Genomic DNA, 25,031 nt, shown 5'->3' on the forward strand with positions numbered 1-25,031 from the left:
ATCTCTCGCCGCCGTGCCGCAAGGCACATGCCCAGGTGGCGGAATTGGTAGACGCGCACGGTTCAGGTCCGTGTGGGTAACACCGTGGAGGTTCGAGTCCTCTCCTGGGCACCATTTGACCGTCCGAGACGGTCCTGAGATGACCGAAAAACCGCTGAAACCAAAGGGTTTCAGCGGTTTTTTCGTTTTCGACGGCTCTACGTGGTCCGCCGGCATCCAACATTTTTGTTGGTGGCCTCGATACCTGCATCCACCTAGTGCCGACACCGGTCCATGTAAGCGGCGCGCCGGGCGCGGGTCGTCCTATCCAAGCGCGCGGCGCAGAAAGGCCAGCACTTCGGGGGGCATCTGTGTGACGTTGAAGCGCATGAAATCCGCCGCCGTCCGGCTGACGCTGAAGACATTGCCCGGCGCGAGGACGATGCCTTCCCGCAGCCCACGCTGCGCGAGTTCGGACGCATCGACGGCGCCCGGCAGCCGGCACCAGAGATAGAAGCCGCCCCGGGGCAGCGTCCACGGATGCACGTCGCTCGTGGCGAGCGCGGCGATGACCTCGCGACGGCGGCGCGTCAGCCGGGTCTGGAGGCTGCCGAGGTGCCGGTAATAGCTGCCATCGCTGAGGGTGCGGAACACGAGTTCGGCGGCAAGCGGGCTCGGGCCGCCAAAGCCCGTCGCCAGTTGCAGGTCGGCCAGCGCTTCGACGCGCTCCCGCCGCGCGGCGATGTAGCCGCAGCGGACCGACGCCGAGAGCGTCTTGGAGAAGCTGCCGATCCGGATCACCCGGTTCAGCCCGTCGAGGGCGGCGAGACGCACCGAACGTTCCGGCTCGAAATCGGCGAAGATCTCGTCCTCAACAATGATGAGGTCATGAGCGGCGGCCGCGGCGAGAAGCTGATGGGCGGTGCGCGGCGACAGGCTAGCGCCTGTGGGGTTATGCAGCGCGGCATTGGTGAGATAGAGGCGCGGCCGGTGGAGGGCGAGCGCCTCCTCGAACCGGGCGATGTCGGGACCGAAAGGTGTGTGGGGCACGCCTATGATGCGCACCGCATGTGCCTGCAGCAGCGCGCGAAAATTGAAATAGCAGGGGTCGTCCACCAGCACCGCATCGCCCGGCCGCAGCAGGTGCCGGCAGATGAGGTCGATGGCCTGCGTGCCGGAACTGGTCAGCAGCATATCCTCCGGCCCGGCCTCGATGCCCTCGGCGGCGAAAGAGCGGGCCAGCAGCCGACGCAGAGCCGGCGAGCCGCGGGTGGAGCCATATTCCACGAGCGTGGCATCGGTCGTCTTCGCCGCGGCGCGTAGCGCACGGCGGATGGCGGCGAGCGGCATCCAATCAGGCGGCAGCCAGCCGCAGCCGGGCCGGAGCGTTTCTCTCCCGGCGTCCAGCGACTGCCGCGAGACCCAGAACGGATCGACAGCGCGGTCGAGGGGCGCGTGCGTGTCGGCCACCCGCCCGGCCGGTGCGCTGGCGGCGACATAAAACCCCGATCCGGGGCGGGGGCGGATCAGCCCCTCCGCGGCCAGACGGTCATAGGCCTCGACCACGGTGGAGGGCGAAACCGCGCGCTCCCGTGCCAGCTTGCGGATCGAGGGCAATTTGTCCCCCGGCAGCAGGGATTGGCTGGCGATAAGGCGCCGGATCGCCAGCATCACCTTTTCCGTGCGCCCGGCTGGCGGAGCCGATGGATCCTCAGGCGACGTCAACTGTATGGCTCCGTATGCCCTCACTGTTCGGCTCCATGCTACGGAACCGTGGCTGTCAGCGCCATCCTTCCGCGCTTAGGAGGAGAGCTGTCGAGCAAAGGAGCCTGATATGGCGCGGGGATGGTGGAGCGGACTGATCGGCGTGGTCATCTTCAGCGGCTCGCTGCCGGCGACGCGAATCGCCGTTAGCGGCTTCACGCCGCTGTTCCTTACGTCTGCGCGCGCCGTCATCGCCGCGCTGCTGGGCGCCGGCCTGCTGCTCCTGCTGCCGCAGAAGCGGCCCGCACGCGCCGATATAGGGCCGCTGACGGTGGTGGCGGCCGGGGTGGTGATCGGGTTTCCGCTACTCACCGCCCTGGCGCTGGAACACATCACCGCCGCGCGCTCTATCGTCTTCATCGGGCTACTGCCGCTGGCGACGGCGCTGTTCGGCGTGCTGCGCGGCGGCGAGCGGCCGAAGCCGGCCTTTTGGCTGTTCTCCGTCGTCGGAGCGGCCACCGTCGCCGGCTTCGCGCTGGGAAATGGGATGCCGAGCTCGGTTGTTGGCGATCTGCTCATGGTTGGAGCGGTGCTGCTGTGCGGGCTCGGCTATGCCGAAGGGGCCCGGCTGTCGCGCCGTCTCGGCGGCTGGCAGGTGATTTCCTGGGCGCTGCTGCTGGCGCTGCCGCTCATGCTGGCCGTGGCGGTGGCGACGCACCCGGCCACGCTGGCGCCGGTGAGCGTGGCCGCCTGGGCGGGCCTTGCTTATGTCTCGGTGTTCAGCATGCTGGTGGGCTTCGTCTTCTGGTATCGCGGGCTGGCGCTGGGCGGCATTGCCGCGGTCGGCCAGCTGCAGCTGCTTCAGCCGTTCTTCGGGCTGGGGCTGGCGGCGCTCTTGGTGGGCGAGCAGGTCTCGGCCACCATGATCGCGGCGACGCTGCTCGTCGTGCTGTGCGTGGCGGGCGCGCGGCGCTTCGCCTGAGGCGAAAACGCCTAACGCCTTGCCCCTACTCCAATTTCTCGCCGGGATAGACGCCCCAGAGGCGTTCCTGTTCGATGAAACCGTCGAAGCCATTGTCGAAGAAACGGCACCATTTGCCGTCGCAATGCTCGACCTTGCCGAGCACACCAGCTTCCAGCCGGGCGCGGACGGGCGATTTGGCGGAAGGTTCGGCATAGAGGGAGACTTCCTCGCCCGCCTTCCACGGATTGACCAGCGCCGTGCGCCTGCCCGACAGCATGGAATGGTACACCCATCCCTCGGCCCCGTCGGCGTCACGGATGCGCCGCCACGTCTCGAATTCTGCGGTGATTTCAACGGGTAATCCGGCGCGGGTGAACACCCAGGCGACGCCGTGGTCGCGGGTGGGGCCGGAGCGCACATTCACCTTGTCGGCCTTCAGACTGACGAAACGCGGCACGGGCAGGCCGCTCGTGCGCCCCACCGGCCCCGCCGCGTCGGCCGGCGCGGCGTCCTTTGCCGCCCCCTGCGCCGCCTCCTGCGCCATGACCGGTGAGTGCAGTGAGGTGGACAGTGAGGCCAGACCGGCCAGCACGGCAATCGTCATCGGCAGCTTCGTTCGGCCTCGAAGCTTGTTGTCACGCATCGTCTCAATCACCCTTCGTCATCGGGCGGCGCTGTCGCGCAGCACGATCGTGGAAACACGCCTGCACTGCGAATCGGTGCATTTTTGTGTTTCCTGGACCTGTCTGCTAAGGAACGGCTCGCCCGGTTTTGGCGCGAGTGTGGGGCCCGTAGCGTTAACGGGAGCTTGATCGCCACGGTGATTTGTACGGGGAGCAACATGGCCCGCAGGAAGCCGCTGGTCGTCGTGACGCGAAAGCTGCCCGACAAGATCGAAACCCGCATGCGCGAATTGTTCGATGCGCGGCTCAATGTCGACGACGTGCCGATGAGCCAGGCCGCGCTCGCCGAGGCCGTCGCCACCGCCGATGTGCTGGTGCCGGCCATTTGCGACCGCATCGACGCCCGCGTCATCGAGGCGGCCGGGCCGAACCTCAAGCTGATTGCCAATTTCGGCAATGGCGTCGATCATATCGATGTCACCGCCGCCACCGAGCGCGGCATCACCATCACCAACACGCCCGGCGTCCTTACCGAGGACACCGCCGACATGACCATGGCGCTGATTCTCGCCGTGCCGCGCCGGCTCACCGAGGGGGCGGCGCTCATCACCAGCGATGACGGCGCCTGGCCGGGCTGGTCGCCGACCTGGATGCTCGGCCACCGCATCTGGGGCAAGCGGCTCGGCATCATCGGCATGGGGCGCATCGGCCAGGCGGTGGCGCGCCGTGCCCGCGCCTTCGGCCTGCAGATCCACTACCACAACCGCCGCCCCCTCCCCGCGCAGATCGAGGAGGAGCTGGAGGCGACCTATTGGGACAGCCTCGACCAGATGTTGGCGCGGATGGACATTCTCTCCATCAACTGCCCGCACACCCCGGCCACCTTCCACCTGCTCTCCGCCCGCCGGCTGAAGCTGGTGCGGCGCGACGCCTATATCGTCAACACCGCGCGCGGCGAGGTGATCGACGAGCATGCGCTGATCCGCATGATCGAGCAGGGCGAGATCGCCGGCGCCGGGCTCGACGTGTTCGAGCGCGAGCCGGCGGTGAGCCCGAAGCTTCTCAAGCTCGCCCGCGCCGGCAAGGTGGTGCTGCTGCCGCATATGGGCTCGGCCACGGTGGAGGCCCGCGTCGACACCGGCGAGAAGGTCATCGTCAACATCAAGGCGTTCATGGACGGCCACCGCCCGCCGGACCGGGTGCTGCCGGCAATGCTGTAGGGTGCGGCAGAGGGCGGGCGCGATCCCCAGACACGCCGCGCCCCGCGCGGCGCCGATCCGGGGTCAGGAGAGGCCTCGCGCCAGCGCAATCGCCTTTCACCTCTCGTACCTGCGCGCTTCGAGGCGCGCTGCGCGCGCACCTCAGCATGACGTGGGGCCTTTGTCCGGCATATCGTCATCCCGGACGGCCGAAGGCCGATCCGGGATCGCTCCGCATGATCGCGCGCAACGATAACCCCGATCCCGGCTCTCGCTGCGCTCGGCCGGGATGACGCCAGCCTGAAGCCGTGCAGGGAGCGCCGCTTCAGCGCATATGCCGCCCCCTACAGACCCGCGCCCGACCAAGCCACCCCATGGCAAGTAGACACCCCTGTCGCGTTGCCTCGCGCCCGCTCAAGGGGTAATGATCTTAGCGATTACGGCCTCACATCGCGGATTTTGCCGAGCTAATCGGCCTATGCACGGAGCCGATATGATAAAACGTGCATTACTTGCTATATTTGGATTCTTATTATTATATGTATCGTTATTTATATTTATGATAAGCTTAAATATTATAGTATTTGTCGTACATGTGGAAATTTTCCCGGTGGTACCATCGAAATAGGCGACAGCACCCGGCATATTTCAAAAAAAGATGGATATATAGCGTTCATTCAACAGTTAAATAGAGGTTCCGGCGCCACCCTGAACTGAGAGGACTCTATAGATACAGATGGATATTTTATATCTGAAATTGATCAATTTATATATATTGAAATAGATGGCTGCGACATAAAGGATATCCGGGGATATGATTTCGCATCTCCATTTATGATTATATTCGGTTTTTAATTCAGATTTACCTTTATATGTTTACCTGAGCACTGATTTCTATCCACTAGAGCGATCCGCGCGCTACTGGCGTGACGCAGATCGCCGCACGTGGCTCAAGTCTCTGTTCGGCGCGCTCCCGGAGGGACAGCACAGCCGCCGCCCGCTCCCATTTCCCGGACAATGCGCACCTGCGCGGCGCTGATCCGGGCCCCAGGAGAGCGTGTTGAGCCCCACCCCTCCCATCTGCGTGCTTCGCGACAGTGGAGAGGACCTGCGTCGGGCGGGGGCTTTCGTCCTGTACCCAGCGGCGCGGTGATAGGCGCGGCGGATCGCACTGATATATTGCAGGATCGACTGTCGCGGGATGGTGCCGCACTCGGAGTCGCAAGCGCGAGCGCCAAGATCGAGCAGCCGGCATGGCTACGAGTCGCCTCTGCGATGGGCGATTGCGAACAAGACGACAGTGACGATTCGGACGGCGCTGCATATTTCCATCGGATGCGACCATTATCGGGAGCGACTCTAGTGCCGGAAATCGACAAGCAGATCGTCTACGCCCGGGCAGAGATAATGAATTATGTACAGGAATTTGTCGTCAACGAGGGAATGTCATCGAAGAGAGGAAATACATATCTCAATTTCTCTTCAGGGAATCGTGATATGAAGAAATCATTTAAGGTTCTTGATAAAAATTACTGCTACATACATCGATTCGAGCTGCATTGCGGAATCAACTGGCGAGAAATATGGAGAATTTTTTGGATCGAAAAGCCCTTTATGAAAGAGAGTATGTTTAAAGATATGGCTCTTATTGGACTCATTTCAACAAGTGAAGATGAGTTCTTTGATATTCAATATCGATCAATGCGCGATGTCGATCGTACTTCAAATTTATAATCAGGTATTATAAGGAAAGAGTATTGCAATTCTTCGAAAAATGGTCGGATTATCGCAAGGTTAAGCAAGAGTTCTTCGCGCTTTCCGATGGCGCGAGGCAGATTACTCTTCTGCCAAGTGACATGTCTCGAATCGCTGTCGCCATCGCTTTGGCCGACGGCGACAGGGAGTTGGCTCGAAAACTGATAGAAGAACATGGACCGCATTTTAAGTCGGAACCAAAATTGGAACGGTTTTTTGAAACGTTGCGTGCCCGAGGCCTTGTTTAGGCCCGGCTTCCTATCGTCATCCCGGACGACTGAAGGCCGATCCGGGATCGCGCCGCATGAATGCGCGCAACGATAACCCCGATCCCGGTTCTCTCGCCGCTCGGCCGGGATGACGCCAGCCTGAAGCCATGCGGGAAGCGCCGGTTCGCGCCTATGCCCCCGGCAGACCCGCGCCCTATCGAGCCCCCCCATGGCACGCACGCGCCCCTGTCGCGTTGCCTCGCGCCCACTCAAGGATTAATGATCTTAGCGATTACGGCCACACATCGCGGATTTTGCCGAGCCAATCGGTCTACGCACGGAGCCGCATATGATAAAGCGACTATTACTTGCCACATTTAGCGCGCTTTTATTATATATATCTTTATGTATATTCATGATAAATTTCAATCTCGTGGTATTTGTCGCGCATGTGGAAAATTTCCCCGGCGGCATCATTGAGATAGACCACGTCACCCGACATATTGCAAAGAAAGATGGATATATAGCGTTCATCCAAGAAATAATAAGCGATACAGATGCCACCTTGAAATGCGTAGACTCCATCGACAAAGATGGATATTTCACGTCTAACCTTGACCACCTTGTTTATATTGAAATAGATGGATGCGATATAAAGTATTTATGGGAATATAATTTAATAGATCCATTTATGATTATATTCGGCTTTTTAATTGAGATTTATCTTTATATTTTTACCTGAGTGCTGAATTATATCCACGAGAGCGATGCGTGCGCTACTGCGTGACATAGATCGGTGCACGTGGCTCAAATCTCTGTTCGGCACGCTCGCCGGAGGGACAGCACAGCCCTCGCACGCTCGGCTTCCCCGGACAAGCCGCGCCTGCACGGTGCTGATCCGGGCCCGCACGGCTCCTCACCTCGTCAAAAGTGGCTTGCCAAGAGCTCGCCAGAGGACCTTCAATAGATCGCCGATCGTATGAAGCACAGCGCCGACATCGAACGCCCGCAACTTTTTCTGCCGAGACAAATGCAAAAAATGGAAGTTGGTGAAAGTAAAAGAAATATCATTCAGGGCGACGCCCTTGAGATGATACGTCACGGACGCTTTGGACCTATCTCCATCGGAAGCTCGCTCGCGGAGGTCAGGGAATTCCTAAGTCCGATAGAAGGACTTGAGCCCGAACCTCTCATCACATACGATCCCGATGTGGAAGATACATGTGCATTTGTTTTCGACTGTTTGCGTTTTTATTTGAGAAAGAAACATGGCGAAGAATTTAAAGTTTTTGCGATTGTCGTAGATGCTCTGACCGAAGATCAAGGATTTCTCGATTATGATGAAAATATATTTTTCAAATGCCACGGACTTAGACGTAAAATCAAAATAGAAAAGATAAAAAGACGACTGAATAATATGGGAATTGATATCATTGAACAAAAGACAGTCGCTTTTTGGGTCGAATTGCGTACACACCCATCCTGCGCTCTAATTTTGACGTTCTACGAACCGGAGGGAATATTCGAGTCAAAGGCAACTCTCTCAAAATTTGAGCTTAAGTAGTGTATTATCCTACAGGCGTTCCATTCGGCGGTACTTATCGCACCAGCGCGCTGCCCGCCGGCATGACACGAGCGCGATAAGGGCGCGCTACCTTACATGCCCCGACAAATCCGTGATCGTCGGGTTCTCGCCGGTCAGCGGGTTGTCCGGGTCCCAGCCATAGCTCAGCGTCTCGAAGCGCATGGTGAGCGTGTCGATCATCAGAAGCCGCCCGACCAGCCCCTCGCCGAAGCCGACCACGGCGCGCACCGCCTCCAGCGCTACCAGCGTGCCGGCCACCCCGGCCACCGCGCCGAGAATGCCGGCCTCGGCGCAGCTGGGCACCAGCCCCGCCGGCGGCGGTTCCGGAAACAGGCAGCGATAGGTCGGGTTCGGCGTGCCGTCCGGCCCCTTCTCATGCGGGCGCAGCGTGGTCACCGTGGCATCGAAGCGCCCCAGCGCGGCGGAGACGAGCGGCCGGCCCGCCAGCGCGCAGGCATCCGAGACGAGGTAGCGCGTGGAAAAATTGTCAGAGCCGTCGATGACAACGTCGGCCGCACCCACCAGCGCCAGCGCATTTTCCGCCGTCAGCCGGGCCGTGATCCCCTCGAACCCCACATGCGGGTTGAGCGCGACGATGAACGCGCCCGCGCTCTCGGTCTTGCGCCGGCCGATGGCCTGGGTCGTGTGGATGACCTGCCGCTGCAAATTCGACAGCGATACCTCGTCATCGTCGATGACGGTGAGATGGCCGACCCCGGCGGCGGCGAGATACATCAGCGCCGGCGCGCCGAGCCCGCCCGCGCCCACGACCAGCATCCGCGCCTTTTTCAGCTTCTGCTGGCCCGGCCCGCCGATTTCAGCGAGCACGAGATGGCGCGCATAGCGCTCCACCTCGTCAGGGGAGAACAGCGGCGCGCGCGGCGGCGGGGCGGAGGCGGCGGGTGTGTCTGTCATGGCTGAGCTATATAACAACCCGCCGCCCGCTCGCCACAGCCGGGATGCCCGCGCCGCAGCATTGGCCGGCGGCCGGGAAACGGCTATCTCGGTGCCATGACCGGGGATCACGCACCACTCTTCGCCGCCGCCGCCCGCCACGCCGAGACGCTGACCCGCGCGCGGCTGGTTCTCTATGCCGGCGCCAACCTGCCCTCACCCGACGTGCTGGCGGCCTTTGCCCCGGGCCTCGGCGCCATGCCGTCCATGGGCCCGAGCTTCGACAAGGAGCAACCCGGCACCGAGATCGTCTCGCAGTTCGAGGTGGCCATCCGGGCGGAAGCCTGCGCGCTGTTCGGCGCCGCCTGGGCCGAGCCGCGCCTGCCGAGCGCGACCCTGTGTAATCTCGCCGTGTTCCACGCCTTCGCCCGGCCGGGCGATGTGATGCTGGCGCCGGACAAGGCGCAGGGCGGACATCTGAGCCAGCGGCGCGGCGGCACGCCGGAGCTTGCCGGGCTCACCTGCGAGGAGCTTCCTTTTGATGCCGCCGGCCTGTGCCTCGATGCGACAGGCGCCGCGCGGCTGGTGGAACAGCGGCGCCCGCGCCTCGTCATGCTCGGGCGCAGTGTCACGGTTCGAGCGGACGACATCGCCCCCGTGGTGGCGGCGGCCCGGGCGGTGAGCGCCACCACCGTGTTCGACGCCTCGCATGTCGCCGGGCTGATCGCGGGCGGCACCTACCCGAACCCGCTGGAAGCGGGGGTGGATGTGCTTGTCACCTCGACCTACAAGACGCTGCCCGGCCTGCCGCACGGGCTGATCCTCGGCCGCGACCCGGCACAGGGCGAAGCGCTGGCGCGGCTGCTCGACGCCCGCTTCCTCGCCAATTCCAACGCCGCCCTGCTGCCGCCGCTGCTGCGCCTGCTCACCGACATGCGCGCCGGGGCGGCGGATTATGCGCACCGCATCGTCGCCAACACCGCCGCCCTCGCGCGGGCCTGCCGCGCGCGCGGCCTGCCGGTAATCGCCCCGGAAGCGGGGCATACGCACCAGATGCTGATCCCCATCGCGCCCTCGACCGAGCCGCGCGCGCTGGTGGCGGCGCTGGCGGAAGGCGGCATCATTGTCGGCCTGTGCCCCGACATCACCCGACCGGGACGCAGCGCGCTGCGGGTCGGCACGCAGTTTCTCGCCACGCTGGGGCTCGGTGCGGCGGACATGGAGTCGGTCGCCGATCTCCTCGCCGCCGCGCTGCAGGCGGACACCGAGGGCGTGGCGCTCAATCCCGCCGGCGCGGCGGCTCTGCCCGCGCGGATCCAGGCGCTGCTCGAAGGCGCGCGCCCGGCATAGGCGGCTCCGACGCGAGGTTGCGGCCCCTCTCCCCATGAAACCTCCCGCGCCCCCGTTGCCGGGGGCCGGCGCTTCGATTATGAAGACGCGGCACAGGCGCATCCTTCGCGCCCAGGCACCCGTAGCTCAGCTGGATAGAGCGCTGCCCTCCGAAGGCAGAGGTCGCACGTTCGAATCGTGCCGGGTGCGCCATTTTGCGGCTAAACGTCAGTAACTTACCAGCATGCTCCTTGGGGCTGCCCGCCTCTGACCCGCCACGGAAGCAGATTGCGACGTGCGGTAGCGTGCTCGGGCGTAGAGCAGGCGACGAGGATTCGCGATCAGTGCGGCGGCTCTGCGTCAGCCGCATCCCACACTTTATGAGAATCTACGCCGCGAGAGCGGGCTTGTCCTTGAACTGGAGAGGTCCCGATCGCCTCGGCGAGTTGGGGCAGCGCAGCGCGTGGCGCGCGCGCGAAGTCGAAATCCGGCTGCAACCCTCGTCTTACCGGCGGAACCGGTGGAGCCGAAGGATGGGATGATTGGTCCTGCAGGCCGGAAACGGGGATGGAGACGCGCTCCCGCATGGCCGCAGGCCCCAGGTGCCGAAAAAGCGGCCGTTGGCGAGACCGGCTGCTCCACCAAGCTGGAGAATCTCCCTCCACTGATCAACGGACGCCGAGCAAAAATATGCGGCAGGTGCAGCCACGCTGCTGAAGGCGCGCTGGGCAGCAGAAGCTGACCACCGCAGGCGAGCGGATTCGTTGATGACACTATATTGGCATACATTATAATTATCGCCCAAAATACCGGCGAGATGAGCAGCTTTCCTGCCTCCACTGCCATGTAAAGAGGCAAACGCGCCTGCGCCTTGTCCTAACGGCCCGAGCGATAAACTCGACGTCACCCGGCTTCGGGCAGGCTTTGTTGCGCCATATATAATCAAAAACGAATAAGCCAGAACAATTATAAATTTGCACCACGGAAAAGCCGGGCAATAATGCTCCTTAAGGCACACGCACGATGTGCAGATGAACAATGAGGGGACGGTTGACTATGGCTTGAATGAACCGCGGCACGCCGAGTTGGCTGTATCCAAACGGGTGATTTCAAGTATAGCGCACGCATTATCCCCCGCCACATCGTGTGATCGATGCTTGCCTGATGCTTTCGGGTGCGGACGCCTTGGCGGTTCGGCGTTCGGGACAGCGTAAGGGACCTTCCAGGAACCAATGAGCGGGAGATGAAATTGGGCACGTCATGTTCGTCGAGAGAGAAGAAGGCTGACCGTCCCGGGCGCAGGCTCAGTAAGCTGGCGGCGCCCGTGCTGCTGCCGTTGAGTCTCGCCGCGTTCGCGTCGGGTGCCGCCATGGCCGCCGAGAGCTGCGATTTCTATCAGGGCAAAACGGTCGAACTGATCGTACCGTTCTCTGCCGGCGGCGGGTTCGACGCCTATGGGCGTCTGGTCGCCAAATATATGGGGCCCGAACTTGGCGCCGCGAACATGATCGTTCGTAACCAGCCGGGTGCCGGTGGCCTTCTCGCCACCAACCAGACCGCCAAGGCGAAGCCGGACGGCCTGAAGGTGCAGCTGATGTCGGTGAGCGGCATGATTACCGGCGAACTCGGTGGTGCCGATGGGGTCAATTTCAAGAGCGGCGATTTTTCGTGGATCGGCCGCATCTCCGGAGAGCCCGACGTCATCGCGACCTCGCCCGCCAGCCCGATCAACACCCTCGCCGACGTGAAGAAGATCGGCGGGGAGCGCAAGATCCGTATCGGCTCCTCGGGGATCGGCGACATCGACTATATCGAGGCCGGGCTGCTGGCGAAAATGCTGGGTGTCGAGACGGATATCGTCACCGGCTTCAGCGGCTCGCCGGAAGTCTACGCCTCGCTCGGCCGCAACGAAGTCGATTTCTTCTCCTCCTCGCTCAGCGCCGGCGAAGCCGCGGAAAAGGCCGCCACCGCCCGCCTTCTGTGGTCATTCGACACCGAGCCGGTACCCGGCAGGCCGGAAATCAAGCCGCTCTCCGACATTGTGGATGCGCAGTTCATCCCGCTCATCAAGGCGCAGGCGGCGGTGGTCGCGGCGGGCCGGGCACTCGCCGGGCCGCCGAAGCTGCCGGCGGATCGGCTGACATGCCTGCGAAACGCCTTCGACCGCGCCATGGCAAGCCCGGCTCTCATCGAAGAGTCCAAGAAGATCAACCGTCCGGTCGCCCCGCTCACTGGCCAGCAGATCACCGATCTGGTGCGCAGCGTGACGGACGGCGCGCCCAAGGACTATCTCGAAATTCTCAGCAAGGCCTACGCGCACTAGGCGCCCATCCAAAGGTGCCTAAAGGGCCGGCGCGCTCAGGCCCGGCCGGCACGGCACTCCGACTGAGGGCGAGCACGGCACGCTTGGGTTGGTCTCGTCGGACGGGAAAAGGCGCTAGCCTCAGCCGTCCGCGAGGTCCTTCCGGACGTTTGCGCCTTGCGACCCGCCGCTCTGGACAGACCCAGCCGAATAGGACGACCTCATGCTCGATGCAGCGCTGTCAGGCCTGCTCCAGGTGCTCAGCCCGAACTCCATGATGCTGATGATGATCGGCATCTTCATCGGGTTCGTCGTCGGTATCCTCCCCGGTATCGGCGGGCCGGTCGCTCTGGCGCTGATGCTGCCCTTCACCTTCGGCATGCAGCCGATCGAAGTGTTCTCCTTCCTGCTCGGCATGAGGGTGGTGACGTCGACGACCGGCGACATCACCGCCGTGCTTTTCGGCATACCTGGCGAGGCCACCTCCGCCGCCACCGTGCTCGACGGCCACCCCATGGCCCGCAAGGGGCAGGCCGGCCGGGCGCTCGGGGCGGTGCTGATGAGTTCTCTGGTCGGTGCCGTCATCGGCGCGGCCGTGCTTGCGGTATCGATTCCGATCATTCGGCCCATCGTGCTAGCCTTCGGCCCGCCCGAGTTCTTCATGCTCACGGTGGTTGGGCTCATCTTCATCGCCTCGCTGTCGCGCGGTCAGATGCTGAAGGGCATGATCATGGGCTGCTTCGGCCTCCTGGTCGCCCTTGTCGGCATCGACCCGCAGGCCGGCATCCCGCGTTACGTCTTCGGCCAGCTCGAACTGTGGGACGGCATCGGCATCGTGCCGATCGTCATCGGCCTGTTCGGCGGCCCCGAGATCCTGCAACTGATGCTCAGCAAGGAGAGCATTGCCGGCAATGCCGCGAGCCGAAAGATCGTCGGCGTCTGGGAGGGCGTGCGTGACACGTTCCGCCATTGGAAGACGGTGGCCGTGGCCGGCATTATCGGCTCCGGTATCGGCGTTGTCCCGGGTGTTGGCGGCTCGGTTGCTCAGTTCATCGCCTACGGCCATGCCAAGCAGACCTCCAAGCATCCGGAGGAGTTCGGCAAGGGCAGCATCGAGGGTCTGCTCGCCGCGGGCGGAAACAACAATGCCAAGGATGGCGGCTCGCTCATCCCGATGATCGCTATCGGCCTGCCGGGCGGGGTCGGCACGGCGATCCTGCTCAATGCCTTCCTCATCTCGGGGCTCAATCCCGGACCGGAGATGCTGACCACCCATCTCGATGTCACCTTCGCGATGGTGTGGATCATGATCATCGCCAACATCCTCGTGGTGCTCATCTCGCTTCCTCTGCTCAAGCCATTGGCCCGCCTCACCTTCACCGAGGGCCCCATCCTGGTGCCGGGGCTGATGATCCTGCTGGTTCTCGGCGCCTATGCGGAGAACAACAGCCTGGTCGACGTCTGGGTGATGCTGGTGGCTTCCGCTGTCGGCGTCGCCTGCCTCAGATGGAACTGGCCGCGGGCGCCGCTGCTGCTCGGCGTGGTGCTTGGTGATCTGTGCGAACGCTATCTCTTCCTGTCCAACGCGCTCTATGGATGGGGTTGGATACAGCGGCCGTTGGTGATCCTTCTGTTCGCCGCCGTGGTGGCCATCGTCTTCAAGATCGTCTGGGATATGCGCAAACAGGCCCGGCGTCGCCACGCCGTCGATCTCAAGGAGGTGGGCTCGTGACACCCCAGCAAGAACCCCGCGCCCGTGTCGTGCCTTATGGCGACTGGGTCATCACCCTCGCCTTCCTGGTGATGATGGCCGGCGCCTATTTCCTCACCCTGGGGTGGCCGCCAAATGCCGCCTTCTTCCCGCAGCTTCTCGCGGCCACCGGCGCCGTCATGTGCCTGGTGCAGCTCGGCTGCTTGGCCTGGCAAGCACGCACGCCGCCGGCCCGCCGGGAGACGCGTCCTGTCGTCAGCAATGGCGAAGTGGCGCTGGTCGAGGGCGACGAGGAACAGGGGAACGAGGACGAGTTCCACAAGGTCTTCACCCACGCTGACGGCCGCTCCTGGGCGGCGTGCCTCGGCTGGATCGGGCTGTTCTTCGTCTCGATGTACACGGTGGGCCTGCTCATCACCCTGCCCGTGTTCACCGTCCTGTACCTGCGCGGCGTCGCGAAGGCGTCGTGGCTGACCTGCCTGCTCTACGTGCTCGGCACAGCCGGCGTGATGTATCTGCTCTTCGTCATGTTCCTGCACCTGCCGCTGCCGCAGGGCGTTCTCTTCGGCGAGTAGCCCCTGCGCCGGAGCGGTCTGCGGGAGAGCGCCGTATCCCGCCCGGCGCCGGACGGCCACGCTGCAACCCGCGGCTAGACAGGGAGCCCCCTGCTTGCCGCGCGAGTGAACGCGAGAAGCGTCCGGGATCGCGCCTGCCAGCGGTTATGGGCGTTATCCCCGTCCTGCTAAGGTGCTGGTGAGGGAGGGCCTTTGACACTCTCACCGCAGCTGCGCCATGCTGGTTGGTGTCGGGAAATCGGCCGCAGAAGAATGAAAAAGGGGAACACCTCAAGACATGGGCGCGGCCATCAAGCTCAGGCATTTGCGGTGTTTCGTCGCCGTCGCCGAGACCGGATCCTTCACGCTGGCGGCCAACCGCCTGTTCCAGACGCAATCCTCACTCACGGCGACCATCAAGCAGCTTGAGGAGGCGGCCGGGCTGAAGCTGTTCGACCGCACGACGCGGCGGGTCGAACTCACCAAGGATGCGATCTGGTTCAAGGTCGTCGCCGAGCGCGTGCTCCGCGACTTCGACAACGCGATCTCCGATCTCCAGGCTATCTCCAAGAGCCAGCGCGGCCACATCAAGATCGCCGTCGCGCCGTCGATGATGACGCATATCCTGGCCCCGACGCTCAAGGCGTTCCGGCGGCTTTATCCGGACATCACCATTTCCGTCTACGATCAGGGTTCGGACAAGATCGAGCGTTCGGTGCTTGAAGGCGAGATGGATTTCGGTCTGTCGAGCCGCCTCAACAACTTCTCCGATCTCGATTATGTGCCGGTTCTGTCCGATCCGTTCGGCGTCGTCTTTCCTGGCGACCACCCGCTTGCGACGCGCAAGGGCAAGGTGACGTGGGAAGACCTGAAAGCCTTCGACTATGTCGGCCTTACCGAGGATACCGGGATCGGGGCTATCATCGCGCGCCATCGCGAACTCGGCCTCAACGAGCGGGCGGAAACCCACGATCACGCCTCCAGCACGACCTCGCTCTACGCGCTGCTGCATCTCGGCGGCAAGATCTCGGTACTTCCATCGCTGGCGGCACGCACCAGTCCCCTCACCGAATTCGAGTTCCGCGAATTGTCGGAACCGGTGGTGACGCGCGAGATCTGCCTGATCACGCGTCATCTGCGCTCGCATTCGCCGAGCACCCAGCGGATCATCGAAATCCTGCTGGCGACGATCAAATCCACCGACGACATGCACGGCGCCAAGGCCTTGTGAGGCGCCGCGCGTGAGGGTCAGCCGCGCGACCAAAGCCGGCGCAGGCTCTGCCAGAGCACGGTAAGGATGAGCGAGAAGCCGCTGATCGGCTTGGCCGCTGCCAGCTGCGGTGCGGCCGGCGCCTGACCGGACTCCGTGTCCGCTGGCGTCGCGACGAGTGTCCGCAGATTGGCGGCAAACTGATTGCAGATCTGCGTCGCCACGCCCTGAATGACGCCGCTGCCCCGCCCATATTGCGCCACCGGACCGGAGAGGGTGACCTCGGTGGTGATGTCGGCCCGCGTGCCGGTGCCGCTGGGGCTGAGCTGGAAGGTGACGAGGCCGCTGGCGCCGCCACGTCCCTTCTGGTCGCTGCCCTGTCCCTTCATCTGCGCCCGGTAGGCTGCCGCGTCGCGCGCGACGAAATGGGCGACGCCCCTGAAGGACAGCGCCACCGGCCCGAGCTTGACCGCCACCTGCCCCTCATAGCCGCCATCGGCCGTCTGCCCGGTCAGCTGCGCGCCGGGCATGCAGGGCGCGATGCGCGGAATATCCGTCAGCACGTCCCATGCGCGGTCGGGTGGCAGCGGGATTTCAAAGCTGTTCTTGATCTCCACGGTAGATCCTCTCTCATCGCGACGGGGAACGGCGCGCCCGATGGGCTGGCGGCCACACTTCGAGTCAGGTGCGGAACTTGCCGCGCTTGCGCCCCTGGGAGACCGGCAGAAACAGCTCCTCCAGCGGAATGCGGCGGTCGATGAGGCCCTGCTCATGCGAATAGGCGACCAGCGTCTCGAAGTTGTTTCGGTTGGCCTCGCTGAGCCCATATTCCCAGGGGTCGGTACCGAGCAGTCTTTCCTGCTCCTCCCACGCTTCCTGATACCAGGCGAGCGGGACGAGCCGCGGGTTGTGCATGCGCTTCATCGCGATGTTCTTGGCTTCGTCGAAGGCCTGGTAGAGGTTCGGCACCACCCAGGGGTGCCTCTCGACCAGCTCCTGCTTCAGCCCCAGTACATGCATGATCGGGAAGATGCCGGTGCGCGCAAAGTAAGCTTCCTCCTCGGCCTTGTAGTCGGGGAAGAGACGCCCGACACGCGGGTCCTTGCGGAGGATCGGCTCGATGATGTCAGGGTGCAGCACGGCGTCGAGCTCGCCCTCCGCCAGCATCGTCTCGACCGACTTGTCGTCGGGCAGGCGGGTCAGCTTCAGACCCGGCGGCGGGGTGAAGTTGATATCCTCGTCCAGCTCCGCGAACCATTCGATCGACTGGTGCGGCACGCCATATTCGTGCTCCAGGATACCGCGCAGCCAGAGCGTGGCGGTCACCAGATAGAACTTCACGCCCACCTTCTTGCCGATGAGGTCGGTCGGCTTGGTGATGCCCTTCGCTGTATTGGTGAAGATGAAGCCATGGCGGAAGCGGCGATGGGGAAACACCGGCAGCGCGCGAAACGGCATGTCGCGCCCGCGTGCGGCAATGTAGGACGAGGCCGAGCACTCGGCGATGTCGTATTCGCTGTTGCGCAGAAAGCGCCAATGCCGCGTGGCCGAGTCGGCGCCGGTGAGAATGTTCAGCTCGATGCCGTCGGGACGGACCACGCCCTCCTTCAGCGGCCGGATGATCTCATAGTCCCCGCAGGCGAGGGTCAGCTGGAGTTTGCTGGTCATTCGAAGGGTCCTTGCTTGGATCCGGCTAGCATTTTCGAGCCAATTGGGTTCCGGCGCGCGTGAAGAAACTGCGTAGAGCGAACGCCTCTAAGGTGCGTGCGCGTGACGGGCGGCCTCGACCAGCCTGAACAGAGCTTCGGGAGGAATGGGTGTCTGCGAGATGCGGATGTCGAACGGGGCGAGCGCATTCTCGATCGCCGAGATGATCGCGGCGGCAGCCGGGATGGTGCCAGTCTCGCCCACGCCCTTGGCCCCGATGGGGTTGTTCGGCGCTGGCGTCTCGCGATGGATCGTTTCGAGCCGGGGGAGCTCGGTGGCGGTGACGAGCAGATATTCCTGGAAGGTAGTCGTCACCGGCTGGCCCGTGTCGTCATAGCCCATCAGCTCGTATAGGGCGTTGCCGATGCCGTGAACGATGCCGCCATGGATCTGGCCCTCGACCATCATCGGGTTGATCATGCGGCCGGAATCGTTCAGCGCGACATAGCGGGTGATCTCGACATGGCCGAGTGCCGGCTCGACCTCGACCTCGACCACATGGCAGGCATTGGCATAGGTGAGCGCGTCGGTGCGCCACTGGACGCTTGCCTCCAGTCCCGGATCGACGCCGGCGGGAAAGGCGTAGCCCGGCGCGCCGCGCAGCAGGCGGGCGATCTCGCCGAGGGCGAGGTTGCGATTGCCGCCCTTCACATGAACATGGCCCTGGCGCAGTTCGAGCTGTTCTGCCGGCACGTCGAGAAGCGCGCTCGCCGCCTTCAGCGTCTTGGCCGCGACCTCCCGGGCCGCGAGATGCACCGAGGAACCGGCGGTGACCATCTGGCGGCTGGCGAAGCCGCCGAGGCCGAGCGGCGTCGTCGAGGTGTCACCGGCGATGACGGTGACGTCTTCGGGGGCGAGGCCCAGCTCGTCCGCGCATATCTGCGCCAGCGCCGTCGCGAGGCCCTGGCCCATGGCGGTGGCGCCCGTGAAGACGCTCACCTTGCCGTTCTGGCCGACCCGGACTATCCCACTTTCGAACGGTCCGCGGCCGGTGCCCTTCACCGCATTGGCCATGCCGATGCCGATATAGCGGCCCTCCGCCAAGGCGCGCTTCTGCCGCTCGGGAAAGTCGTCCCATCCCGCCGCCGCCAGCGCTTCCGCCTGCGAAGCGGGATAGTCGCCGCTGTCATAGACCATGCTCGCGCCGGAACGGGTCTTCAGCTTCTTGGTATACGGCATCATCTCCGGTTTGATGAGATTGCGCCGCCGCACCTCCGCGCGGTCGAGCCCCAGCCGCGCGGCGATGAGGTCCATGGTGCGTTCCATGGCGAAGACGGCCTGGGGATAGCCGGCGCCCCGCACCGATGAGACCGGCACCTTGTTGGTGTGCACCACGTGCACATCCATGCTGTAGGCGGGCAGCAGGTACGGCCCGCTCATCGCGGTGGCGCCGTTATAGGGAAGGTTCACCGGCTTGGGGGCATAGGCGCCCTGATCGTGCACCAGATTGCCGCGAATGCCGAGCAGCCGGGCCTGCGCGTCCACCGCGACCTCGACCGTCCAGTACTGGTCGCGCTCCTGGATCGAGGAAATGAAGGTCTCGCGCCGGTCCTCGACCCATTTGAGATTGCGCTTCAGCAGGCGCGAGGCCGCCGGGATCGCGACCTCTTCCGGATACAGGCAGTATTTCGGCCCGAAGCCGCCGCCGACATCGGGCGTGATGACGCGCAGCGCGTTCGCATCCATGCCGAGCATGGTCTGCAGCATGTAATAGAGATCGTGTGGCATCTGCGTGGAGGACCATACGCAGAGATCATCCCCCGGCCGGATCTCGGCCAGCACGCCGCGCCCTTCCATCGAATGCCCGCAGCCGCGGTGCTGCGAGAGCACGTCCGAGAAGATGTGAGCCGCCCCGCCGAAGGCGGCATCGACATCACCGAACCCGACATGGAAGGTGCTGAGCACATTGCTGGCGATCTCGCTGCGCACCAGCGGCGCGTCGGCTTTCATCGCGGCGCGCGCGTCGCAGGCAACCGGTAGCGGCGTGAACTCGATGTCGACCCGGGCTACCGCGTCTTCCGCCACGTAGCGCGAGCACGCCACCACGAGCGCAATCGGCTCGCCGACATAGGCGACCTCATGGTTCGACAGCACGAAAGGCGTGCTCCGGGTCTCGCCGGCCACGGGGCTGGCCCCGAGCGGCATGCGGCCGGAGGTGAGCATCGGCATCAGGTCGGCGAGCAGCAGCACCGCATGCACGCCCTCCATCGCCCGGGCGGCGTCGACGTCGATCCGCTCGATCCGGGCATGGGCGACCGGGCTGCGCACGAAGGCGCAGTGCAGGATATCGGGAAGGTGGATGTCGTCGAGATAGCGCCCGGCGCCGGTCAGCAGCGCCAGGTCTTCGAGGCGTGGGACGGAGCGGCCGACGAAAGGCCCGCTGCCACCGAGGTCTTCCGGCACGCGCGTTTCGTTCATCGCGCCGTCTCCCGCGCGGCGACAACCCGCAGCGCGGCGTCGACGATGCTCTGATAGCCGGTGCAACGGCAGATATTGCCGGAAATGGCGTCGCGGATCTCACTTTCGCCGGGGGCATCCGTCTCCTTCAGCAACTCCACCAGTGTCATCAGCATTCCCGGCGTGCAGAAGCCGCATTGCAGCCCGTGCGTGTCGCGAAAGGCCTGCTGAAGCGGATGCAGCGTGCCGTCGGCGGCGGCGAGGCCCTCCACCGTCTCGACGATGGCCCCTTCGGCCTGCACCGCCAGCATCAGGCAGGCGCGCGCGCTCACGCCGTCCACCAGCACCGTGCAGGCGCCGCACACACCGTGCTCGCAGCCGACATGGGTGCCGGTGAGCGCCAGCGTGTGGCGCAGGAAATCGGCCAGCGTGGTGCGCGCCTCGGCAATGCCGCGATAGGGCCTGTTATTGATGAGCAGTTCGATCTCGTGCATCACGACGCTACCGCCTTGCTGGACGTCACCCATGGGAGGCGCGCGCCAGTGCGAGGTTCAGACTCCGGCGCAGCATGGTTCGCGCCACGCTGAGCCGGTAGTCCGGCCCGCCGTGGAAATCGCCGAGCACGTCCAGTTCGGCGCAGCTCTCGATCACGGATTCCAGCGCCTCCGCCGCGCCGGCACTTCCCACGATCAGCCCCTCCCCGATGGGATGCCGCTGCGGTACCGCGCCAATGCCGCCGATGGCGATGGCGCAGCGCGTGACGATGCCGGCGGCGTCGCGTTCGACCAGCACGGCCGCGGAGGCGACAGCGAAGTCGCCATGGCGGCGGGAGAATTCGTGGAAGGCGTGGCCGTGGGTCGGCGCCCAGGGCGCGAACTCCACGGCGGTCACGATTTCGTCCGGCGCGATTCCCGGCATCATGTAGCCGGCAACAAACTCGCGCACGGGAATGAGCCGAGTGCCGCTCGGCCCGGCTGCCTCGATCTGCGCATCGAGCAGGAGGGCGAGCGTGGGCAGTTCCGATGCCGGATCGAGATGGCAGAGGCTCCCGCCGATGGTGCCGCGATTGCGGGTCTGCCGATGCCCGACCAGCCTCACGGCCTCGCGAAAGATCGGCATCGCCACGTGGAGTTCGTCGTCGAGTTCAATCCGGCGCTGGCGCGTGAGCGCGCCGATGCGTATCCGCTCCGCACCAATGGTGATGCCAGCGAGATCGACGAGATCGTTGATGTCGATGAGGGCATCGGGGAAAACGTAGCGCAGATTGAGCATCGCCATCAGCGACTGCCCGCCTGCAAGCACCTTGGCGTTCTCGGTCCCGCTGAGCAGGGCGATGGCCTCGCCGAGCGTTGACGGTCTGAAATAGGCGAAGGGGGGCGGCTTCATCGGCGTGCTGCGGCTGCTGTTCCATACCGGGCCACGGGCAGCCCTGTCTCGAAAGAGGTTCATCCGGCGGGTGGTCGCGCGCCTCCCGGACGTATCGCCGATCGGCTCACCGCCGCACTGTGACATCCATCACCCAAAGCAGTGTAGTCGGCCGAGGTTCATTCGGTGAGACGAATTATCGGAAACAGATTTGATCACGACAAATTACTAATTCCGCTAAATTATTCGGCTCTACAAATAAATTGGTCTGCGAGCCATGGTCGCATGGTGGGGCGACTGGATCCTTCGACGGCGCGCTCCACCGCGCGAAAGGCAGAGCCGGCTGCCGGCCCGACAGCCAAATCTGGACCCGCTGCCGAGGGCAAGGGCGGCATTCGTGCCGTCGCCCCAGCGCGGCTTTTCCGGCCGATCATCTATCTGAAAATACGAACAATCAAGAATATTTAATAATTTGCGGCATCAGCGGCAAGCACTTATCGGTTGAATAGACCCCGATCAGCGAACGGAATCTCGCCCGAATGGCCACGAGCACAACCATGAATGTTGTTGCCCTGCATGCGCATGGCGGCACCGAACAGCTCGCCTTCGAACAGTGGGAGCGCCCCTCCCCCGCCCCCGACCAGGCGCTCGTGGAAATCAAGGCGTGCGGGCTCAACTATATGGACGTGTTCGTCATGCATGGCATGCCGGACATGCCGACCAAGATGCCCCGGATTCCGGGCGGCGACATTGCCGGCATCGTGCGTGAGGTCGGCGCGGACGTCTCCTCCGCATGGGTCGGCAAGCGCGTGGTGCTGTTCCCCCGCTTCCCCACGGGTGGCGTCCTTGGCGAGAACGGCAATGGCGGCTTGTGCGAGTACATCGCGGCCGACCACCGCCAGCTCATCGAGATTCCCGATGGAGTGAGCTTCGACGAAGCCGCCGCGCTGCCGATCGCCTATGGCACCTCGCACCGCATGTTGTTCACCCGCGGCAAGATCAAGGCGGGAGAGAAGGTGCTGATCCTCGGCGCCAGCGGCGGCGTCGGGGTATCCTGCCTCCAGTTTGCCAAGATGGCCGGATGCGAAGTCTTCGCCTGCACCTCGTCCGAAGAAAAGGGCCGCAAGCTGCGGGAGCTCGGCGCCGACCACATCATCAACTATGTCGAGACGCCGGAATTCTCGCGCGCCGTCTGGGCAGCCAGCGGCAAGAAGGGCGTCGACGTCGCCATCAACTTCACCGGCGGCGATACCTGGATCCAGACCCAGCGCTGCATGGCGCAGGGTGGACGCATCCTCACCTGCGGCTCGACGGCCGGTCATATCAGCGAGATCGACGTCCGCTTCCTGTGGCACCGCGAGACGGAGATCATCGGCAGCCGCGCCTATGTGCCGGACGATATCGCGGCGTGCCTGGGCTTCGTCGCGTCAGGCCAGCTCAAGCCGGTCATGGAGACCCGGCTGCCGCTCGAACGGGCGGCCGAGGGCATCGCCCTTCTCGAAAGCCGGCGCATCTTCGGCAAGGTGATCGTGAACCCATGACCCGCGCCATCCGCAATCTCGGCTGCCTGGGCAGCGACTTCCGCGACAGCGGTCATCTGGCGATCATCGACCTGCATGACCCGCAGCACCCGCGCGAGATCGACTACCCGACCTATCACGCCGCCTGCGATGCGGTGGCGCGCGGGCTCGTCGCGCGAGGCTTCCGCCCGGGCGACCGGATCGGCATGTTCTGCTCGAACCGGGCGGAATTTCTCGAGGTCTTCTTCGGCGCCATGCGGGCCGGCGTCATCCCGGTGATGATGGGCGTTTTGCTGCCCGAGGAAACGCTGGCCTGGATCATCGACGATTGCGCCATCAAGCTGGTGTTCTGCGAGACCGGCCTCGCGGCCCGGCTGCCGGCCGGCACGTCCCTCGTCCGCGTGGACGCCGAGGGCGCGGACGGTCTTGCCGCCTTCAAGGACCCGGGCCCGTTCACGCCCTTCCTGCCCGACCACGACTCCGTGGCCTTTCAACCCTACACATCGGGCTCCACCGGCCGCCCGAAGGGCGTGCTGCTCTCGCACCGCGCCCATAGCTGGGTCGCCGAAACCATCTCCCGCGACCGTGATTTCTCGCCGGCGGACCGGATGATCGTGGCCGCGCCGCTCTACCACAAGCACGCGATGAACTCGATCAAGTGCGTGCTGTATGGCGGATCGACCGTCGTGCTCATGCGCAAGTTCGAGGCGCGCCACTACATCGAGGCGATCAACCGCTACCGCACGACGGTGGTGTCGGGCGTGCCCACCATTCTGGCGATGATGCTGCAGCAGAGGGATCTGCTGGCCGGCCGCGATTATTCCTTCGTGCGCCTCGCCACCATGGGCGGCGCCCCCGCCTCCGATGAATTGATCGACCAGGTCGCGGAGCAGTTCCCCCAGGCCAAGATCAACCTGATCTTCGGCATCACCGAGACCAGCGCGGCGCTGTTCGGGCGCCATCCGCAGGGCGCGCCGCGCCCGCGCCATTCGATCGGCTGGCCGATCGCGGGCAACGAGTTCCGCCTCGTCGGCGGCACGCCGGACTTCGGCACGCTGCATGTGCGCGGGCCCGGCATGATGAACGGCTATCACAACAACACCGAGCAGATGGCCAAGAAGTTCGATGCCGATGGCTGGTTCAACACCGGCGACATACTGCGTCGCGACGAGGCCGGCTGGTACTATTTCGTCGGCCGCTCGGACGACATGTTCACCACCAGCGGCCACAACGTTTATCCGGCGGAGGTGGAGCTGATGCTGGAGCGCCATCCCGACATCGAACAGGCGGTGGTGGTGCCGGCGCCGGACGAGATCAAGCACACAGTGCCCTATGCCTTCCTGGTCAAGCGGAGCGGGTCGAGCCTCTCCGCCGAAGAGGTGAAGCAGCACGCGCTGAAGAACGCGCCGCCTTACCAGTATCCGCGCGTGGTGGTGTTCCTCGACGCGCTTCCGATGACGGGCGTCGGCAAGATCGACCGACGCTCGCTGGAAGCGGAGGCCTGCCGCCTGCGCGAGGTTGCGCGGACCCCGCCGAAAGCCGTCACCGGCACGGAAGCGAACGAAGGAGCGCGCATATGAGCACGGAAAAGCTCGGCAAGACGGCCGCCGACGTCCAGACCATCGTCGATCGCAGCCCCTTCCTGTCCTGGCTCAACCTCACCATCCTTGAGCTGGGCGACGACACGATCGAGTTGAAGGCGGCCTGGCGACCGGAATGGGTCGCCAACCCCACCATCGGCCAGACGCAGGGCGGCATTCACGCGGCGCTGATCGACTTCGCCGCCAATCTCGCCCTGATGAACAGCATGGGCCGGCCGGTTCTGACGGTGGATCTGCGGGTGGATTACCATCGGCTGGCCACCAAGGGCGACCTCACCGCCAAGGGCCGGGTGATCAAGCTCGGCAAGCAGGTCTCGACCTGCGAGGCGGAAATCTACGACGAGGCCGGGCGGCTCCTCGCCAGCGGCCGCGGCACTTTCCTGACGGCACCGCAGGAGGGCAAGGCCCCTTCCGGCACATAGG

The 25,031-nt window shown here is 64.3% G+C and carries 22 protein-coding genes and 2 tRNA genes; 16 read left to right on the forward strand and 8 right to left on the reverse strand.

The annotated features are described in order from the left end of the window. Window positions 1-29 precede the first annotated feature (29 nt). Window positions 30-114 (forward strand) — tRNA-Leu (locus tag ACO07Z_RS08355). Window positions 115-303: 189 nt separating this feature from the next. On the opposite strand, the gene ACO07Z_RS08360 is transcribed toward ACO07Z_RS08355, so the two are convergent. Continuing rightward, the gene (locus tag ACO07Z_RS08360) at window positions 304-1,650 is read right to left on the reverse strand and encodes a PLP-dependent aminotransferase family protein (RefSeq protein WP_421698292.1); all 1,347 of its coding nucleotides are present in this window, start codon (window positions 1,648-1,650) and stop codon (window positions 304-306) included. 163 nt (window positions 1,651-1,813) lie between these two features. On the opposite strand from ACO07Z_RS08360, the gene ACO07Z_RS08365 reads away from it, so the two are divergent. Continuing rightward, the gene (locus ACO07Z_RS08365) at window positions 1,814-2,665 is read left to right on the forward strand and encodes a DMT family transporter (protein WP_421698293.1); all 852 of its coding nucleotides are present in this window, start codon (window positions 1,814-1,816) and stop codon (window positions 2,663-2,665) included. Between the two features lie 25 nt (window positions 2,666-2,690). Here ACO07Z_RS08365 and ACO07Z_RS08370 read toward each other — a convergent pair whose 3' ends face one another. Next, on the reverse strand, window positions 2,691-3,191 hold the full coding sequence (locus ACO07Z_RS08370; RefSeq protein WP_421700777.1) for an SH3 domain-containing protein: 501 nt from the start codon (window positions 3,189-3,191) through the stop codon (window positions 2,691-2,693). Between the two features lie 297 nt (window positions 3,192-3,488). Here ACO07Z_RS08370 and ACO07Z_RS08375 point away from each other — a divergent pair, with 297 nt between their 5' ends. The 5 genes from ACO07Z_RS08375 (at window position 3,489) to ACO07Z_RS08395 (ending at window position 7,997) form a co-directional block, all read left to right on the forward strand. Further along, window positions 3,489-4,490: a 2-hydroxyacid dehydrogenase gene (locus tag ACO07Z_RS08375; protein WP_421698294.1), complete on the forward strand. Its 1,002-nt coding sequence runs from the start codon at window positions 3,489-3,491 to the stop codon at window positions 4,488-4,490. Window positions 4,491-5,414: 924 nt separating this feature from the next. Next, window positions 5,415-6,203: a hypothetical protein gene (locus ACO07Z_RS08380; RefSeq protein WP_421698295.1), complete on the forward strand. Its 789-nt coding sequence runs from the start codon at window positions 5,415-5,417 to the stop codon at window positions 6,201-6,203. A 23-nt stretch (window positions 6,204-6,226) separates the two neighbouring features. After that, window positions 6,227-6,472, forward strand: coding sequence for a hypothetical protein (locus ACO07Z_RS08385; RefSeq protein WP_421698296.1), 246 nt, complete (start codon window positions 6,227-6,229; stop codon window positions 6,470-6,472). A 394-nt stretch (window positions 6,473-6,866) separates the two neighbouring features. Then, window positions 6,867-7,175: a hypothetical protein gene (locus tag ACO07Z_RS08390; protein WP_421698297.1), complete on the forward strand. Its 309-nt coding sequence runs from the start codon at window positions 6,867-6,869 to the stop codon at window positions 7,173-7,175. 237 nt (window positions 7,176-7,412) lie between these two features. Next, window positions 7,413-7,997, forward strand: coding sequence for a hypothetical protein (locus ACO07Z_RS08395; protein WP_421698298.1), 585 nt, complete (start codon window positions 7,413-7,415; stop codon window positions 7,995-7,997). Window positions 7,998-8,084: 87 nt separating this feature from the next. Here the strand turns inward: ACO07Z_RS08395 and ACO07Z_RS08400 are convergent, their stop codons facing one another. Then, the gene (locus ACO07Z_RS08400) at window positions 8,085-8,888 is read right to left on the reverse strand and encodes a HesA/MoeB/ThiF family protein (RefSeq protein ID WP_421700778.1); all 804 of its coding nucleotides are present in this window, start codon (window positions 8,886-8,888) and stop codon (window positions 8,085-8,087) included. Between the two features lie 141 nt (window positions 8,889-9,029). Here ACO07Z_RS08400 and ACO07Z_RS08405 point away from each other — a divergent pair, with 141 nt between their 5' ends. The 6 genes from ACO07Z_RS08405 (at window position 9,030) to ACO07Z_RS08430 (ending at window position 16,039) form a co-directional block, all read left to right on the forward strand. Continuing rightward, window positions 9,030-10,262: a glycine hydroxymethyltransferase gene (locus ACO07Z_RS08405; protein ID WP_421698299.1), complete on the forward strand. Its 1,233-nt coding sequence runs from the start codon at window positions 9,030-9,032 to the stop codon at window positions 10,260-10,262. Window positions 10,263-10,377: 115 nt separating this feature from the next. Then, window positions 10,378-10,454, forward strand: a tRNA-Arg gene (locus tag ACO07Z_RS08410). A 1,111-nt stretch (window positions 10,455-11,565) separates the two neighbouring features. Beyond that, entirely contained in the window at window positions 11,566-12,564 is a 999-nt protein-coding gene (locus ACO07Z_RS08415; RefSeq protein ID WP_421698300.1) for a Bug family tripartite tricarboxylate transporter substrate binding protein, read from the forward strand. A 202-nt stretch (window positions 12,565-12,766) separates the two neighbouring features. After that, window positions 12,767-14,275, forward strand: coding sequence for a tripartite tricarboxylate transporter permease (locus ACO07Z_RS08420; protein WP_421698301.1), 1,509 nt, complete (start codon window positions 12,767-12,769; stop codon window positions 14,273-14,275). Continuing rightward, window positions 14,272-14,829: a tripartite tricarboxylate transporter TctB family protein gene (locus ACO07Z_RS08425; RefSeq protein WP_421698302.1), complete on the forward strand. Its 558-nt coding sequence runs from the start codon at window positions 14,272-14,274 to the stop codon at window positions 14,827-14,829. Before ACO07Z_RS08420 ends, ACO07Z_RS08425 begins: the two co-directional genes overlap by 4 nt. Window positions 14,830-15,106: 277 nt before the next feature. Continuing rightward, window positions 15,107-16,039 carry a LysR family transcriptional regulator gene (locus ACO07Z_RS08430; RefSeq protein WP_421698303.1) on the forward strand — a complete coding sequence of 311 codons (933 nt, stop codon included), beginning with the start codon at window positions 15,107-15,109 and terminating at the stop codon, window positions 16,037-16,039. A gap of 17 nt (window positions 16,040-16,056) precedes the next feature. On the opposite strand, the gene ACO07Z_RS08435 is transcribed toward ACO07Z_RS08430, so the two are convergent. The 5 genes from ACO07Z_RS08435 to ACO07Z_RS08455 all read right to left on the reverse strand — a co-directional run bounded on the left by ACO07Z_RS08435 (window position 16,057) and on the right by ACO07Z_RS08455 (window position 21,508). Continuing rightward, window positions 16,057-16,635: an SRPBCC family protein gene (locus ACO07Z_RS08435; protein WP_421698304.1), complete on the reverse strand. Its 579-nt coding sequence runs from the start codon at window positions 16,633-16,635 to the stop codon at window positions 16,057-16,059. Between the two features lie 64 nt (window positions 16,636-16,699). Next, on the reverse strand, window positions 16,700-17,686 hold the full coding sequence (locus ACO07Z_RS08440; RefSeq protein WP_421698305.1) for an ABC transporter substrate-binding protein: 987 nt from the start codon (window positions 17,684-17,686) through the stop codon (window positions 16,700-16,702). 87 nt (window positions 17,687-17,773) lie between these two features. Then, window positions 17,774-20,143, reverse strand: coding sequence for a xanthine dehydrogenase family protein molybdopterin-binding subunit (locus ACO07Z_RS08445; protein WP_421698306.1), 2,370 nt, complete (start codon window positions 20,141-20,143; stop codon window positions 17,774-17,776). After that, window positions 20,140-20,616 carry a (2Fe-2S)-binding protein gene (locus tag ACO07Z_RS08450; protein ID WP_421698307.1) on the reverse strand — a complete coding sequence of 159 codons (477 nt, stop codon included), beginning with the start codon at window positions 20,614-20,616 and terminating at the stop codon, window positions 20,140-20,142. The genes ACO07Z_RS08445 and ACO07Z_RS08450 overlap by 4 nt, the downstream gene beginning before the upstream one ends. A 25-nt stretch (window positions 20,617-20,641) precedes the next feature. After that, window positions 20,642-21,508, reverse strand: a complete 867-nt coding sequence (locus ACO07Z_RS08455) for an FAD binding domain-containing protein (protein ID WP_421698308.1) — start codon at window positions 21,506-21,508, stop codon at window positions 20,642-20,644. A 536-nt stretch (window positions 21,509-22,044) separates the two neighbouring features. Here ACO07Z_RS08455 and ACO07Z_RS08460 point away from each other — a divergent pair. The 3 genes from ACO07Z_RS08460 to ACO07Z_RS08470 are packed head-to-tail and all read left to right on the forward strand — an operon-like array spanning window position 22,045 to window position 25,030. Continuing rightward, on the forward strand, window positions 22,045-23,028 hold the full coding sequence (locus ACO07Z_RS08460; protein WP_421698309.1) for a zinc-binding dehydrogenase: 984 nt from the start codon (window positions 22,045-22,047) through the stop codon (window positions 23,026-23,028). Continuing rightward, window positions 23,025-24,587 (forward strand): class I adenylate-forming enzyme family protein, encoded by a 1,563-nt coding sequence (locus ACO07Z_RS08465; RefSeq protein WP_421698310.1) that lies wholly within the window; start codon window positions 23,025-23,027, stop codon window positions 24,585-24,587. Before ACO07Z_RS08460 ends, ACO07Z_RS08465 begins: the two co-directional genes overlap by 4 nt. Continuing rightward, on the forward strand, window positions 24,584-25,030 hold the full coding sequence (locus ACO07Z_RS08470; protein ID WP_421698311.1) for a PaaI family thioesterase: 447 nt from the start codon (window positions 24,584-24,586) through the stop codon (window positions 25,028-25,030). The genes ACO07Z_RS08465 and ACO07Z_RS08470 overlap by 4 nt, the downstream gene beginning before the upstream one ends. Window position 25,031 lies beyond the last annotated feature (1 nt).

Origin of the sequence: Ancylobacter sp. (assembly GCF_965229075.1) — a bacterium.
Lineage (GTDB): Bacteria > Pseudomonadota > Alphaproteobacteria > Rhizobiales > Xanthobacteraceae > Ancylobacter.